This is a genomic window from Flammeovirgaceae bacterium SG7u.111 (assembly GCA_034044135.1).
Classification (GTDB): domain Bacteria; phylum Bacteroidota; class Bacteroidia; order Cytophagales; family Flammeovirgaceae.
The window spans coordinates 905,723-921,486 of sequence record CP139021.1 but is presented as its reverse complement, the minus strand read 5'-3'; the positions used below and the strand labels follow the sequence as shown (position 1 = coordinate 921,486).

At 41.7% G+C, this 15,764-nt stretch carries 13 protein-coding genes; 7 read left to right on the top strand and 6 right to left on the bottom strand.

Annotated elements, in window-relative coordinates:
- The first annotated feature begins 319 nt into the window (after positions 1–319).
- The 6 genes from R9C00_03695 (at position 320) to R9C00_03670 (ending at position 6,330) form a co-directional block, all read left to right on the top strand.
- On the top strand, positions 320–1,351 hold the full coding sequence (locus R9C00_03695) for a sensor histidine kinase (protein WPO36548.1): 1,032 nt from the start codon (positions 320–322) through the stop codon (positions 1,349–1,351).
- Entirely contained in the window at positions 1,348–2,079 is a 732-nt protein-coding gene (locus R9C00_03690) for a LytTR family DNA-binding domain-containing protein (GenBank protein WPO36547.1), read from the top strand. Before R9C00_03695 ends, R9C00_03690 begins: the two co-directional genes overlap by 4 nt.
- A 221-nt stretch (positions 2,080–2,300) precedes the next feature.
- Positions 2,301–4,703 carry a glycoside hydrolase family 95 protein gene (locus R9C00_03685; GenBank protein ID WPO36546.1) on the top strand — a complete coding sequence of 801 codons (2,403 nt, stop codon included), beginning with the start codon at positions 2,301–2,303 and terminating at the stop codon, positions 4,701–4,703.
- Between the two features lie 158 nt (positions 4,704–4,861).
- On the top strand, positions 4,862–5,053 hold the full coding sequence (locus R9C00_03680) for a cold shock domain-containing protein (GenBank protein WPO36545.1): 192 nt from the start codon (positions 4,862–4,864) through the stop codon (positions 5,051–5,053).
- Positions 5,054–5,159: 106 nt separating this feature from the next.
- Positions 5,160–5,552, top strand: a complete 393-nt coding sequence (locus R9C00_03675) for a VOC family protein (GenBank protein ID WPO36544.1) — start codon at positions 5,160–5,162, stop codon at positions 5,550–5,552.
- Positions 5,553–5,676: 124 nt separating this feature from the next.
- Positions 5,677–6,330: a YdcF family protein gene (locus tag R9C00_03670; GenBank protein ID WPO36543.1), complete on the top strand. Its 654-nt coding sequence runs from the start codon at positions 5,677–5,679 to the stop codon at positions 6,328–6,330.
- Positions 6,331–6,333: 3 nt separating this feature from the next.
- On the opposite strand, the gene R9C00_03665 is transcribed toward R9C00_03670, so the two are convergent.
- From R9C00_03665 to R9C00_03645, 5 genes are all read right to left on the bottom strand, one after another.
- Positions 6,334–6,810, bottom strand: coding sequence for a PaaI family thioesterase (locus R9C00_03665; protein WPO36542.1), 477 nt, complete (start codon positions 6,808–6,810; stop codon positions 6,334–6,336).
- Positions 6,811–6,913: 103 nt separating this feature from the next.
- Positions 6,914–9,067, bottom strand: coding sequence for a glycoside hydrolase family 3 C-terminal domain-containing protein (locus tag R9C00_03660; protein WPO36541.1), 2,154 nt, complete (start codon positions 9,065–9,067; stop codon positions 6,914–6,916).
- 272 nt (positions 9,068–9,339) lie between these two features.
- On the bottom strand, positions 9,340–9,843 hold the full coding sequence (locus R9C00_03655; protein WPO36540.1) for a hypothetical protein: 504 nt from the start codon (positions 9,841–9,843) through the stop codon (positions 9,340–9,342).
- Positions 9,844–10,065: 222 nt separating this feature from the next.
- The gene (locus tag R9C00_03650) at positions 10,066–13,125 is read right to left on the bottom strand and encodes a T9SS type A sorting domain-containing protein (protein WPO36539.1); all 3,060 of its coding nucleotides are present in this window, start codon (positions 13,123–13,125) and stop codon (positions 10,066–10,068) included.
- Between the two features lie 201 nt (positions 13,126–13,326).
- Positions 13,327–13,896 carry a hypothetical protein gene (locus tag R9C00_03645; protein WPO36538.1) on the bottom strand — a complete coding sequence of 190 codons (570 nt, stop codon included), beginning with the start codon at positions 13,894–13,896 and terminating at the stop codon, positions 13,327–13,329.
- A gap of 126 nt (positions 13,897–14,022) precedes the next feature.
- Between R9C00_03645 and R9C00_03640 the strand changes: the two genes are divergently transcribed.
- Entirely contained in the window at positions 14,023–15,210 is a 1,188-nt protein-coding gene (locus R9C00_03640; protein WPO36537.1) for a peroxiredoxin family protein, read from the top strand.
- A gap of 122 nt (positions 15,211–15,332) precedes the next feature.
- Here the strand turns inward: R9C00_03640 and R9C00_03635 are convergent, their stop codons facing one another.
- Positions 15,333–15,761, bottom strand: a complete 429-nt coding sequence (locus R9C00_03635) for a DUF1330 domain-containing protein (GenBank protein ID WPO36536.1) — start codon at positions 15,759–15,761, stop codon at positions 15,333–15,335.
- Positions 15,762–15,764: the final 3 nt, after the last annotated feature.

The window sequence follows — 15,764 nt, the reverse complement described above, 5'->3', positions numbered from 1 at the left end:
AAACTAGCTCACTAGCAAACAAAAGGAAAGGTTTTATAAAGGTGATAATACAGAATAGAGTATGTGTAAAATTTAGGTTTTCCGAGTGTCGGTCCAAAACCGAAAATGCTCAGATTGAGGTTCTCGATATGTGCATTTCCAGCGAAATAGATAAAATTTAAACATGCTCTATGTAATGTTGCTTTTGTAAAACTCTTTTCCTTGTTACAATTTATACTTTGGCTTAGCAAATGGTGAAAGTAATATTTAGCTTAATGACTGAAAGGAAACATGCACTAAGATGGTATTTGAAAATATAAACAGCAAAACACAAAAGTACTTGACCTTAATTCTCCATCTATTGGTGTGGGGGATTGTTTTTTCTATGCCGTTTTTGTCAAATGATAAGTCGCCAAAAGATTTAGTCGATTATATGTTGAGAGTCAATCCTCTGCTATTTTTTGCCTTTATTTTTTATGTAAACTATTTCTATTTGATAAAGAAGGTTTTATTTGCCAAAAAGGTGTGGGTGTTTTTATTGATCAATCTCGGTATAAACCTCATTTGCCTTTTTTTTATGGACGAGCTGAGGGTGTTCTATGAAAGCTTGCAAGAGACAGAACCAAACCGACGTGGCCCAGGACCTTTAGTGATGTTTTTAACTCTTTTTATTGCTTGTTCAATGACCACCGGAATTAGCGTTGCCATCAAAATCACAAATGAATGGCTAAGGACTGAAAGTGAGCGAAAGGAGATAGAAAAAGAAAAATTGACTTCCGAAATACTCAATTTGAAAAACCAGTTGAACCCTCACTTTTTCTTCAATACGCTGAATAATATCTATAGTCTAATCATTCAAGACCAAGACAAGGCACAAGATGCTGTATATCAGCTAAGTAAATTGATGAGATACTTGTTGTATGATAGTGACGAACAATATGTTTCCCTTGAAAGGGAAATTCACTTTATGAAGCATTATATTGACTTAATGAAGCTAAGGGTTTCTGATAATGTTCGGGTAGAACACCATTTTCCCGAAAATGTAACGGACTATAAAGTAGCCCCTTTGCTGTTTATTTCTTTGATAGAAAATAGTTTCAAGCATGGAGTCAATCCCTCTGACCCATCTGAGATTTATATGGATATGAGGATAAATGAAAACGAAGAGTTAGTGTTCAATATAAAGAACACTTCCTATCCCAAGAAAGACAATGATAGAAGTGGATCGGGAATTGGGTTGGAAAATATTGAAAAAAGGTTAAAGTTGCTTTACCCCGACAAACACACGTTTGAAATTGAGGATGGCAAGAAGTATTTTGAATGTAAGATAGCCCTCTCACTTTCTGAGAAAAATACAATGATAAATGTATGATTGACTGCATAATTGTAGACGATGAGCCTTTGGCGCTAGATATTTTGGAAAACTATGTTGGAAAAACTCCTTTTTTGAACTTAAAAGGAAGGTGTAATGGGGTGTCTAGTGCTATGAAACTATTGGAGGAAACACATGTAGACCTACTTTTTTTGGATATCCAAATGCCTGATATTACTGGCTTAGAGTTTTCACAAATGCTAGGCAGTGATAAAAAAGTAATTTTCACCACCGCATTTGAACAATATGCCATTGAGGGCTATAAAGTAAAAGCAATCGATTATTTGCTCAAGCCATTTAATTACCAAGATTTTTTGAGTGCGGCAACCCGAGCCAAAGAATGGTTTGAGATGGTTCAAAAAGCGAACAAAGGAAGTGCCCAGGAAAATGCTGGTACTACTGGAAATGCTCTTTTTGTAAAATCGGAATATAAGTTGCTGAAAATAGAGCTGGATGAGCTGCTGTATGTCGAAGGATTGAAAGATTATGTGAAATTTTACAAAGCCGATGGTTCAAAACCAGTGCTATCCCTCATGAGCTTGAAGAGCCTAGAGGAAAAGCTGCCACAAGAGCAGTTCATGCGAGTCCATCGTTCCTTCATAGTCAATCTCGATAAGATTGAAACCATCCAGCGTAACCTGATCCTGTTCGATAAAATCAGCATTCCAGTAGCCGAAAAGTACAAGGATGCTTTTCAGGAATATATCAAGAAAAAATTTTTGAGTTAGGCACAACCTTCACTTGCCCTAAAATTTTGGCTCAATAAGTCAAAGTATACCCTCTTTATTTTCTACCTCCTTTCCTATTTTCAAGAACCATCCCTCATCAGAAAATTAGGACCATCCCTTTGACAAGTTGGCTTTGCAGGGTATTTTGGCAACGTTTTACCAAATAGCGCACTATGCAGTGCTGCACAACAGATCATTAACTATAACTAAGTACCAACAACATGAAAATGAAATTTTTTCCCTTATTGATTTTAGCATGTATCTATAATGCCTCCTTCACTTTCGCCCAATCTGCTGAAATTTTGTGGTACGATAAGCCCGCAAGCTATTTTGAGGAGACTTTGGTACTAGGAAATGGTAAAATGGGTGCTTCGGTTTTTGGAGATGTGAAAGCCGACCAAATTTACCTCAACGATGCCACTTTGTGGTCTGGCGAACCGTATAATGCCAACAATAATCCTGAAGCATACAAGTTTGTTGAACCCATAAGGAAAGCCTTAGCAGAAGAAAATTACCAATTGGCAGATTCCCTAAACGTTCGCCTACAAGGTGCTTTTTCCCAGTCATATGCACCTTTGGGCACTATGTTTATCAAATATAAAGACCAAGGCTCTTTTAAAAACTACCGCCGGGAATTGGATATCAGCAAAGCTATTTCTACCGTAAGGTACGAAAGCAAGGGCATCCAGTTCGAGCGAGAATATTTCATTTCACACCCAGACCAGGTGATGGTCATCAAGCTAAGCAGCAGCGAGAAAAAGTCGATCAGCTGTGCCATCACTTTCGAAAGCCTGCTGAAATACAAGACAAGCCAGTCGAAAAAAATGCTGGAAGTAAACGGCTACGCTCCTTACCACGCAGAGCCAAGCTACCGAGGAGACATGCCCGATGCAGTGCTTTTCGATGAGAATAGGGGCACTCGTTTTACCTCTTTGTTCACTGTCTCTACTCCTGACGGAAAGGTGACAACAACCGATAGCACCTTGGAGCTTTCGGGCTGTAGCGAAGCTACCATTTACATTGCCATAGCCACCAGTTTCAACGGGTTCGATAAAAACCCTGCTACCGAAGGTATAGATAACCAAGCCTTGGCGGTAAGCAACCTCAAAAAAGCTTCGAAAAAAAGCTTTGAAGAATTGAAGAAAAGACACCTAGAAGACTACCAAGAACTCTTTGGCAGAGTAGCCCTGAACTTGGGAAGTACCACTGCACCCGACCTTCCCACAAATGAACGACTTTTGCGCTACGGTGAAGGGAAAGAGGACAAGAACCTAGAAATATTGTATTTCCAGTACGGTCGCTACTTGCTCATTTCTTCTTCCCGGACCGAAGAAGCTCCCGCCAACTTGCAGGGAATCTGGAATCCGTATATGCGCCCGCCTTGGAGCAGCAATTACACCTTGAACATTAATGCTGAGGAAAACTACTGGCTGGCTGAAATTGCAAACCTTTCGGAACTCCACAAGCCACTTTTAGGACTGATAAAGAATATTGCAAGTACTGGAGCTATTACAGCTAAAACTTATTACGGTGTAAACGGCTGGACGGCTGCGCACAACTCAGACATCTGGGCACTAAGCAACCCTGTTGGGGATTTTGGGCAGGGCGGCACCAACTGGGCGAACTGGAATATGGCTGGCGCATGGCTTGCTACTCACCCTTGGGAGCATTTCACCTTTAGCCAAGATACCAGTTACCTCAAAAATGAGGGCTACCCGTTGATGAAGGGCGCTGCTAGGTTTTGCCTAGAATGGATGGTCAAAGATAAGAACGGAAAATGGATCACCTCTCCTTCTACTTCACCTGAAAACAAATACATCACCCCTAGTGGGTACATAGGCGCAACTATGTATGGCTCAACCTCAGATTTGGCCATGATCCGAGAGCTGTTTGATGATGTTATCAGTGCATCGGAAGTTCTGGGGATCGAAGATGCTTTTGTGGACAGTATTGTTCAGGTCAAGAAAGAGCTGTACCCTTACCAAATTGGCAAAAAAGGAAACTTACAGGAATGGTATTATGACTGGGAAGACGAAGACCCAAAGCACCGCCATCAGTCCCAGCTTTATGGGCTCTACCCTGGCCATCATATTACCCCTACGGAAACACCTGAATTGGCAGAAGCTTGTCGTGCCTCGCTCGAAATAAAAGGCGATGAAACCACAGGCTGGTCTAAGGGATGGCGAATAAACCTTTGGGCAAGGCTTTGGGACGGAAACCGGGCTTATAAAATGTACCGAGAGCTGCTCAAATATGTTGACCCAGACGGCTCGGAAGGAACGCATAAGGGACATGGCGGAACATATCCGAACTTGTTCGATGCACACCCTCCTTTCCAAATTGATGGAAACTTTGGCGGAGCTGCTGCCGTCATCGAAATGCTCGTACAATCGAACAATAACAACATATATTTGCTACCCGCCCTACCCGATGCTTGGGAGAGCGGAACCGTACAGGGCATGTGTGCCAGAGGTGGATTTGAACTTTCCTTAGCATGGGAAAGCAAGGCTCTTGTAAAAATGGAAATTGAAGCCAAAGTTGGGGGAACAACTACCTTGATTTACGGCGATAAGCAAAAAGAGATCACTCTAGAAAAGGGAGAGAAATTGGAAGTAATTTGGTAAAAATCAAGAAGATCTCAATTTTTATCAAAAAATAAAAACAGGCGTCACGGACTGTGAGGTCTGTTTTTACAAATCTTGAAGATCATATTCTCCAACTTACTATTTAATCTGCTCAAATTATCCTATCCTTGCACTTTATTTATTTAACTTTTATAATAATGAATCAAGGAACAGTAAAATTCTTCAACGACTCAAAAGGATACGGTTTTATCACACCAGATGATGGTGGTAAAGATGTTTTTGTCCACATTAATGGATTAATTGACGAGATTCGTGAAGGCGATAGCGTTAGTTATGAAACTGAAGAAGGTAGAAAAGGATTAAATGCTATTGAGGTTAAAGTTATCTAATCTCAATTCATCATATTCAAGGAGAAAAAAAAGGGCTTTTCGAGATAGAAATCGGATAGCCTTTTTTTTAGGTTTTTTTGGCAATGAAATTCTAAAACCCACCCCTATGAATCTCAACCAAATCACCGTCCCTTCCCTCGACTTGGAAAAGTCAATCCCTTTTTATGAAACATTAGGTTTGAAGCTGATAGTAAAAGCTATGCCGCATTACGCACGCTTCGAGTGTCCCGGTGGTAGCTCTACATTTTCCATTCATTTGGTAGATTCCCTCCCCAAAGGCAATGGCATTTATGTGTATTTTGAATGCGATAACCTCGATGAAAAGGTAGCTGAACTGGCGCAAAAAGGAATAGCGTTTGAAGAACTTCCATCGGACAAAAACTGGCTCTGGAGAGAGGCGAGGTTAAAAGACTCAGACGGTAACCAACTGATTTTATTCTATGGTGGGGAAAATAGGCTCTATCCCCCATGGCGGATAGATGAAAGCAAGAATTCGTAGCTTTTAGAAAAACATTTTAATACTACGAGGAGTTTGTTTTCTAGCAAAGTAAATTCCTCCACCGTTTCAATTCTCTTCAATGTCTTTCAAAAAAGTTCTTCGTTTTTTTGTAAAAAATAAGGTAATGCGGGGCATTTACATTGCCCATATCCTTTTACTTGTAGCCTCCGTTTTGCTATTTTCTTGTATAAACAGGTCTGCGGTAAAATCCTATCACAAAAATAAAACAGAAGCTCCTTACGATGCCATCATCGTCCCAGGCGTTCCCTTTGAAGGTAAAACTTGGCAAGATGTCATGAAAATGCGGGTCTATTGGTCGGTTTATCTTTACGAAAATGGATATACCAAAAATATTATCTACTCAGGCTCGGCAGTCTATTCCCCTTATGTGGAAAGCATCATCATGAAACAATACGGCATCGCCCTCGGCATACCCGAAGAATACATTTATACAGACACCCTCGCAGAACACAGTACAGAAAACGTATATTACTCGTACCACCAAGCCAAAAAGATGGGGTTTGAAAAAATAGCACTCGCCACTGACCCTTTCCAAAGTGCGATGGTGAAAAAGTTTGTAAAAAAACACAAGCTAGACATCGCCTACTTACCTGTGGTGTTTGATACCTTGAAGGAAATAGAACAAATAAACCCGCCTATTGACCCCGCTCCAGCCTTTATCAAAAACTTCATTTCCCTCCCCGACCGAGAAGGTTTTTGGAAACGCTTCAGGGGTACTTTGGGGAAAAATGTGAAGGAAGTAGAAGTGGGGAAGTGATTATCAGAATGTGATTTTAATACCACTGACAGCTATGTTAGAAGTTGCTTGGGCGAGTAATTTATCCTCGGAATTAAACACTTCTGCCTTCAAATTGATAATGGTCTTCCCCTGTTTTACCACCCTTGTTTTTACTCTCACATCATCGTCTTCAAAAGCAGCATGAAAAAAGTCTACGTTCAGGTTGATAGTAGGATAAAAATACTCTAGCCCCAACACAAAAAATGTCACCCCCATGCAATCATCAATCATTGCAGAAGTGACTCCTCCATGAAGCGTACCGACAGGGTTGGTCATGTCTTTTCGTACCCTAAATTTAATCTCTGTGGACTTTTCATCTGCAGCCAATACTTCACCTTTTAAAAAGTGCCCAAAAGGGGAAGCACTTCCAGAAAATGGCTTCCCGATTAAACTCTTTATGTATTGCAGTCTTTTATTTTCTTCCATTACGCTTACAAAGCCTTGTTTAAATAACTTCATTATTATTTTGCTGCAAATGTACATTTCAAGGCTATCTTTTGGAATTAAACATCAAAGACTCTGCTCAATAAAACAGAGCCTTTGATTTGCAGAAACCAACATTCTACCTCACATCAACTTCCCCTTTCAGCTTAGACTCGGCTGAGGAGGTGCCTACAAAGAAAGAAACCTTTCCCTCTTCCAGCACAAACGCATGTTCTTCCACGCTCCAGTATTTCAGGTCTTCGGCAGCTAGGGGGATGCTCACCTCCACGGTTTCCCCCTTTTTCACAAACACCCGCTTGAAACCCTTCAGTGCCTTGGCAGGTCGCTCCACTTCCGATTTGGGGAAGCTCACATAGAGCTGTGCCACCTCGTCGCTGTCAAAGTCGCCCTTATTTTCCAACTCAAATGTCACGTTTACCACGCCCCCGTCTTTCAGTTTCTTTTTGTCCAAGCTCAGGTTTTTGTAGTCGAACTTGGTGTACGTAAGCCCGAAGCCAAAGGGGAAAAGCGGCTCGTGTTCGTCGTACATATAGGTGCGTCCCTTGCGGATATCGTATTCCAAAATGGGTAACAGATGGTCGATAGAAGCCGACCAGGTCTGTACCAACCTTCCTGCAGGGCTTACTTTCCCAAACAGCACATCGGCAAGCCCATTGCCCAGCTCTTGGCTCGACTGCGTAATGTGGACGATGGCAGGCACATGCTCCTTTGACCAGTTGATGGCGTAAGGAAAGCTCGAAACCAGCACCAATACCGTGTTCGGGTTGGCAGCCTTCACCAGCTTTACCAAGTCCTCTTGCTCAAGGGAAATCGCTTCCCTGTCCACTTCCTCGCGCCCATCGCTCGCTACAAAGTTCTCCCCCCAGCCTAGGTAATAGCTCAAAGGATGGTTGCCCACACACACTATTGCCAAATCTGCTTTGCTAGCAGTGGTCACCGCCGAATCTGCCTTGTTGCTTTCGGCAAAAAACACTTCAACATCCTCTCCTACTGCATTCTTAATTCCTTCCAACACCGAAACCGCATAAGGCGGAGTACCCGAATACCAATCAGAAACCACCCTATTGGCACTTGGCCCTATCACCGCTATCGACTTGATTTCTTCTTTGTTAATTGGAAGCATTTCTTCCTCATTTTTTAGCAACACCACCGACTTTGCCGTCGCTTTTCTCACCAGCTCATGCACCTCTTTTTTCGTCCAAGGCTCGGTTTCGTCCGTTATCCCAATCTTCGCATACGGGTTCTTGTCCGAGTTGTCGAACAAACCCAATTTCAACATTACTCTGAGCGAACCTCTCAGCGCCTCGTCTATGTCCTTCTCCTTTAACATTCCCTGAGTTACAGCACTTTTCAATGGCTCTTTGTAATCATCCAAAAACATGGTGATGCCCGATTTTATACACTCGGCAGCCGCTATTTCGAGGTTCGGATAATACTCGTGCGCCGTTACCAACCTACGGTATGCTCCCCCATCTGTGGCTATGATCCCATTTTGCCCCCATTCTTTCACAGTGATGTCTTCCAGCATGGGGTGTACCGTGCAGGGAATCCCGTTGTATTTGTTATAGGCAGCCATATATGCCCTCGATCCTCCTTCGGTTATGCCCTTATAAAATGGGTACGAATAATACTCCCGAAACAGTCGGTCATCAAAATCTGAGGAATTTGTATAGCGGTTGTTCTCGTTGCTGTTCGCCAAAAAATGCTTCATGAGCGAAGCAGTTTTCCAATATTTTGGGTCGTCGCCCTGCAAGCCTTTCACAAAAGCCACGGTCAGCTTCGCTGTCAGAAAAGCATCCTCCCCGTAGCATTCCTCCGTCCTGCCCCAGCGAATATCTCGCCCAAGGTCGGCATTAGGTGCTAGCATAATCAAGCCCCCACTCGCATATTTTGGGCTTTGGGTAAGGTAACGACATTCATCTGCTTCCCACGAAGCAATTTGCTGGAGCAGATCGGGGTCCCACATCTGCGCCAGCCCATAGGCTTGGGGAAAAGTGGTAGTTGGTGCAGCTCCGTCGCCCTTCACCGCCCAGTTGGCAGGACCGCTGAGCGCCACCCCGTGCAGTCCTTCAATTATCCGGTGCTTCTTCACGCCCAAGCGGGGAATCTCGGGGCGGGTCGACATACAATTTATTTTTTCATCGAGTGTCATGAGAGAGATCAGGTTGTCTAATCGCTCCTCGTCACCCAGACTTGGATTTTGGAAAGGATATTCTTGTGCCGAAGCCCAAAAGGTACAGATACACAAAAGTAGGGTAGATAGTCTTTTCATATTTATAGTTGCTTGTAAGGTGAGTGCCTGACGAACCAGTTTCGTCCTTTTAACAAAAGTAGGCAGCTACACCACTTATCCAAATAAAGCTCTGAGGTTTTGCAGAAGTGAGGGGGTGGGAAAGAGTGTGAGTATTGAGAAATGAAAAAATAAACTTCTGAAAGGACGTTGCGCTAACTCTCTGAAGAGCGTGAGGGCAAAAATCAGTGGAGCTTGGCTATGTGTGATGGCCTATAGCGACTCTTCATTCTCGCCATTGTTGTGAGCTGTTTTTATTTTTTTTTTATAATTTCTTTTCCAGTGTCTAGATTGAGGATTATTGTGTTATCATTTCCTTTCGTTCTACTTATGGATTTTAATTTACCAAATGAATAGTATTTTCCATCATTTTCGAATTCGTAATCAAGTTCGGCGATCTCTTTTTCAAAAATCAAGTAGTTTTTAATCACACCTACGTACATTTTGCCTATTACACTTTTAGTTGTCCGTTCAATTCTTATCTCTCGATCCTTGTAATAGTAGTTAGTTTCACCTTGTGGAATCATGAAAGCTACTATGGATAAAAATGGTATTCCCATTGGGAATAGACTTAGTACTGTTAATAACATCAATGTAATTCCATAGGTTCTAGCCCATTTTTTTCTGAATTGCCCAAATACAACAATAAAAGTCAATACGAACCATGACCAGAAAAGTAATTGATCGGCAATTTTTGTTGCTAAGGTTATCCCATAACTTAAGTATAGAATCAGGTCAGCTAATACTAAAAATGTCAATGTAAAATATATCTTGTTAATCGTCTTCACGGAAAATTATGATAAATACAATTATTTAGATCTCTTCTCTGACTCATTTTCCTCATGGGTTGAAGCTCCTCATTTGTTTTGAAGAGGAAGAAAAAATAACAGTATAAATGTAAGGAAAACTTTGTTTGGAAGAATGGGATAGGCCTTGAACGTTAAATTATTAACGCCAATAGCCTCGCCACAAAACATTCTCTACCTCTTCCAGACCTTAGTAGAAACTGTTTTATTCTTCAAAAAGTAGAAGCCGGCTTGCAGTTGGGAAAGGTCGACAACAGCTTTTGCCTCACTTGTCATTTCTATACTGATCAGGTGAGTGATGTCTGCTCCAAAGGCATTGTAAACAGTAAGGTATTCCAATTCCGAAGGGCTTCCTTCTATCATTACTTCGCCCATGGTGGGGTTAGGGTACACAATCACTTCACTTTTTACCCCTACTTCCCTTCTTACCGAAACTACTTTTGAGTAGAAAAACTCTCCACTAAAATCCACTTGCTTCAATCTGTAATACGAAGTACCTGAAAGTGGCTGGTCATCGTAAAAGCTGTAAGAAACTAGGTCGGTAGAATTGCCTGCTCCTTCTACCTGATCGAGCTCTGCCCAATGGCGCCCCTCGGCAGAACGCTCTATGGAGAAATAGTCGTTACCTATTTCAGTACCGGTCTCCCAATCCAATTGGACTGTATTGTTTTCCAACAAGGCTGCTTCAAAATTGATTAATGTTACTGGCAAGGGAGTCAATACGAGATCGGCTGTGCCTAAGGTAAACCTGAAGTTATCTTCAATAGCGGTTACGCCTGAAAATTGATAAATATTTCCTCCTACTAACGTTGCTCCTGCAATTGGTGTCTCGTCGGCGAAAACTCCATCGCCATTCGAATCAACTAATAGCCTCAAATCTGGAGCAGACATGCCAGAAAGCTGCACCTCTCCTAGCCCGGTCAAATCAAATCGGATATCAACGCCCCCAACATCCACTGACGAACCTGTTGAGCTAGCTTCGCTTACTCGCCACACACGCCCCAACCTTGCCTCCATACCTAGTGGAACATCTGATTTTTCGGTGGCTACCAATTCTCCATCATCGTGCCCCCAAATCAAAAACTCATCGTCATCCAAGTCAGTAGGGGCAGATACCCTAATAATTCCAGTTCCCTGCGCATCGTCATGAATATTTGCCGCATCTACTCTTCCTATTCCGGCAACGTCGGAATCAAAATTCCCATTTACATCTTTATACTCATCATATACATTATTTTCGGTCAAATGTGTTCCATGAGTAGAAGCCAAGTAATTCTCCACAATGATTTGCTCGGCACTGTTCAACGCTTTCGAATAAAAAAGTATTTCGTAAAAAGTAGCACTTGAATTGAGGTCAAATGTATTCCATCCGCCTATCTGAAGGCTATCGCTAAGGATTGTATTTGTGGTGGCTGCATTGGTTGTAAAAATCTGATCGCCATCTACATAAATTTCTCTTGTACCGCCTGTAATGTATTTTGTCCCAACAATTTTAGTCGTTTCTTCGGGAAACCAACCACCAACACCTCCATCATCCACGTCATTACCATAAAAAATCATCCCGACGTTCCCATCACGGTCTACGCCATTGTCATTGGACGATACAGCAAAAGTATTGTTAACGGCTTCCCTTCCGTAAGCAAACATGATGTCGTCAGTTCCTACGCTTGGAGTAGAAGCAACTATAAAAAGTGTTCGAGAATCATCGCCCGTAGGAAGTCCGGCATCATCTCCTAACAGATAACCGATATTATTAAATTTCACTCCTGAACCATCGTAATACGCTACGTTTGATTTATTTTGAGTCACATTTCTACCATTTCCAGATTTATCCGCCCAAGTTTCCACATTCGCATTTACAGCAGGGTTAGTCCCATCACCGTTTATATCACGGCTATGGAACCACAGTTCTAGCATGTCGTTTCCGCTAGCCATACCCACCCCACCTGGGCCAGATTTCGCAAGGACACTGCCCAAGGTAAACCGATGGTTATTAGCAATTGCAGAAACTCCTGCAAACTCATAGATATTATCTCCTAAATAAGTTGCTCCGCTAATTGGAGTTTCATCGGCAAACGAGCCATCATTATCGGTATCGATCAAAAGCCTTAAATCATTCTCCGTTATCGAACTTATGCCTGTCAAATCCCACCTAATATCAATACTGCCTACATCTACCGCCGAACCTGAAATATCTACTTCGCTCACTCGCCACACTCGTTCAAATCTTGCCTCCACTCCGGTAGGAACATCAGCACTTTCGTTTACCGCCAAAGCTCCATTGTCGTGCCCCCACATAAAAAACTCGTTATCGCCTAGCCCCGTAGGGTTCAACACCCTCACTATTCCCGTACCCTGTGCCTCTTCATGCAAATTCGATGCATCTACTCTGCCTATTCCGGCAACATCGTAGTCAAAATCACCATTATCGTCTTCGTCATACACATCATTATCTGCCAAGTCTTCTCCATTTTTAGCCGCTAGGTAATTCTCCACAATGATCTGCTCAGCACCATTCAATTCCTTAGAGTAAAAAAGGATTTCGTAGATAGTCGCACTCGAATTGAGGTCAAACGTGTTCCATCCGCCTATCTGAAGGCTATCGCTAAGGATCGTATTGGTATTAGTCGAAGTAAAGTCTTGAATTTGCGTACCATCAACATAAATTTCTCTAGTGCCACCGGTAATGTATTTTGTTCCCACCACCTTAGTTGTGCCAGCAGGAAACCAACCACCTACACCGGCATCATCCACGTCATTACCATAAAAAATCATCCCGACGTTCCCATCACGGCCTACGCCATTGTCATTGGACGATACAGCAAATGTATTGTTAACGGCTTCTCTTCCGTAAGCAAACATGATATCGTCAGTTCCTATACTTGGAGTAGAAGCAACTATGAAAAGCGTTCGAGAAGCGTCGCCCGTAGGAAGCCCAGCATCATCGCCAAGCAAATAGCCAATATTATTGAAGGTCACACCAGGGTTGGCGTAAAAGGCTACATTTCCTTTATTTTGGGTCACATTTCTTACATTCCCAGATTTATCAACCCAAGTTACCACATTATCGCTGGCAGCAGGATTTGTTCCATCTCCATTTACATCTCGGCTATCGAACCATAGCTCTAACTCGCTAGATCCATCAGTCGTTCCTACCCCACCCGGACCGGTTTGGGAAAAACATTGTACCGAATAACTAATGATAATGAATATAAATAGAAAATGCTTGGTCATACCTGATGAAGTTTGGCTAAAATTAGGTTGATAGATAATCACCCATCAACAAATAAGCTGTGTCAGTAATAGTTTATCGAAGTCCAATTAAGAACTCCATATAATTCAGGTATGTAACGGAAGGCATGTAAGCTAGATGTATGAATCAAGCTACAAAAGGAGAAAAACTATCTTTGTTATAAACATTTATTAATCTTTGGCTTAAAAAATCACATCTTTTGAAAGCCTTTTAGACACAAGGTGGGCAAATTCACTTTCGGTATATATAAGGTGTCCCTTTCCCTTCACAAGAGTTCTGGAAAGCTTAAGTTCTTCAAACCAATCGGCACTTGGTTTAAATTGATCTTCCTCCCCAAAATAGAGGTTGACCTGGCAGGGAGGTTTTTGAGCCTCACGCCTGAGCCTTGTGGAAGATATTGCAAAGAGGGTATTTATTTTCAATCCATTCAAGCCAGCCTTCCACGCAATAGTCCCGCCGATGCTAAAAGCCAACACACTCACTTCCTCTTTCTCAACATCCAACAATTTTTCTACGGCTCGTTCAATCCCTCCACCTACAAACTGGGCATGGAGCGCTTCTTCCGTGTACACACTTTTATCCACGCCCCCCAACTTGCAGCAATCGTAATATTGAATCTCAAAAGCCTCCCCCAACGGTTCGGAATAATATTTCAGCCAATCTGCTTTTTCCCTCCCCCACAAATCGGACAGTATGAGTAGTTTTTTTGTCATGGGGTAAATCTTATCAACTTTTAACACTGCGTTAATCATAGTTAAAAATATGTCTTTCTGAATTTCAAATACTACCTTCCAACCAATAACAGAATAAACAAGTCATCTCGGCAAAGAAAGTAATGTGCTTTACCCCAACCTCCTTTTCACCTAAAAAACATAAACATGCTTTACAAAACCCTCTCTCTAGCTTTAATTGTCTGTGGGTTCATGAATGCCAATGCCCAATCGGACGAAGATATTCTACAAAAAACTATTTCAAAATTGAATTCATTGGAAACCATTGAGTATACAACTACCACGTATTATTTCTTTGAAAAAATGGGTTACGACAAACATGACACTGTAGTTTGCTTTTTTGATTTCAGAAGTAATGACACATTGATAGGAGCAAAGTTCCAATTTGAATACAACATGGCAGAAGCAGTATTTACTGGAAACTCATTATTTATGCTCCGACTTGAGCAGGAACTTATTACCCACGGGACAAACCCTTCAAAAAGAAAAGTAGTTAGCTATTTAATGCACTCGATTTATACTGTTAGAAAATTACTTCCAGAAATCGTTAAAGATACAGCTATCGTAATTAATAAGGAGCAGGACACATTAGTAAATGAAATAGACAGCTATAACTTTAAACTCACTTTTAAAAATGGCAAAAACTTTGGGCTTGATGGAGAACTAAAAAGTAATTCTAAACATATAAAACCTCTGTTTTATAACCTGTATATCTCTAAAGAAAGTTATATGCCCACCCAGTTTACACTTAGTGATCCTGAAAACAACAACAAGTATGAAGCAAATTTCACCGACTATAACCTTGCCGCCACAAGAGATAGCTCAACTTGGGGATATGACCGGTTTGATGAGAGGTATCTCCGAATGTCCTTCAAAGATTATTTTATGAGCTTTAGGGCAAAAGCAAATGCTCAGGTAGGTAAACTAGCACCAGATTGGACGCTACCCAAAGTAAGTGGAGATTCGGTAAGCCTTTCCAAACTTGAGAACAAGCTCACGCTATTGGAATTTTGGTTTCCTGGCTGCTCCCCTTGCATTAGAGCTATTCCAGAAATCAATGAGATACAAAAATCATATGCCGAAAAAGGGCTGGAGGTTTATGGAATTGAATTCACAAAATCAGCCGACAAACTGGATGTTCTCCAACAGTATGTTGAGAAGCATAACGTTCAGATTCCTACCCTATTTGCTGGCAAAGAAGTAGCCCAACAATACGGAGTAAACGTAGCCCCTACTTTTTTCTTGATCGACCAAAAAGGAACTATTAAATATTCTTCCTTAGGATATAGAGAAGGAGAGTTGAAAAAAGCTATTGAGAAAGAGCTTCAGGAGTAATGACTAAAAGGGAGTCTGCGTCCGGAAAACATGTGCTCCGTAGAGTTTTCCCCTGTACGGAGTAATCAAAACATCCCGATTGACACCCTAAAAGGCTGCAGGTTTACAACTTACACATCGTTTTATGCGTAGTCTTTTATTTCGATCGAAGGCAACAACCTAGAATCTTCTAATCCAGCGGTTCTATGTCCAGCATTTTTTAAATAATCTTTGTTTTGGGCAAATTCCATAAACTTCAATACAGACTCATGCTCAACTATCAAAACGGCATCCCATTTTTCGGGTTCAGGTCCAATGAGAAAGTCTTTACTTTTCCCATAATAGATGATTCGGCTTCCCGCTTTTTTTAATTCGGGCAAAGTCGATTTCATATATAATTGGTAGGCCTCTTCACCGCTGACTTCTTCATCAGGTTTTATCTGTCCCAAGTTTGTATAATCAGCGTTTTGCCGGAACCTCAGTAAGTTCAGCATTACAATTTTTCCTTTATTGTGAAATTCTTGATAGAATTTCTTTCCAGATTCAGGGTTCGCATTTATATATTTCTGCATATT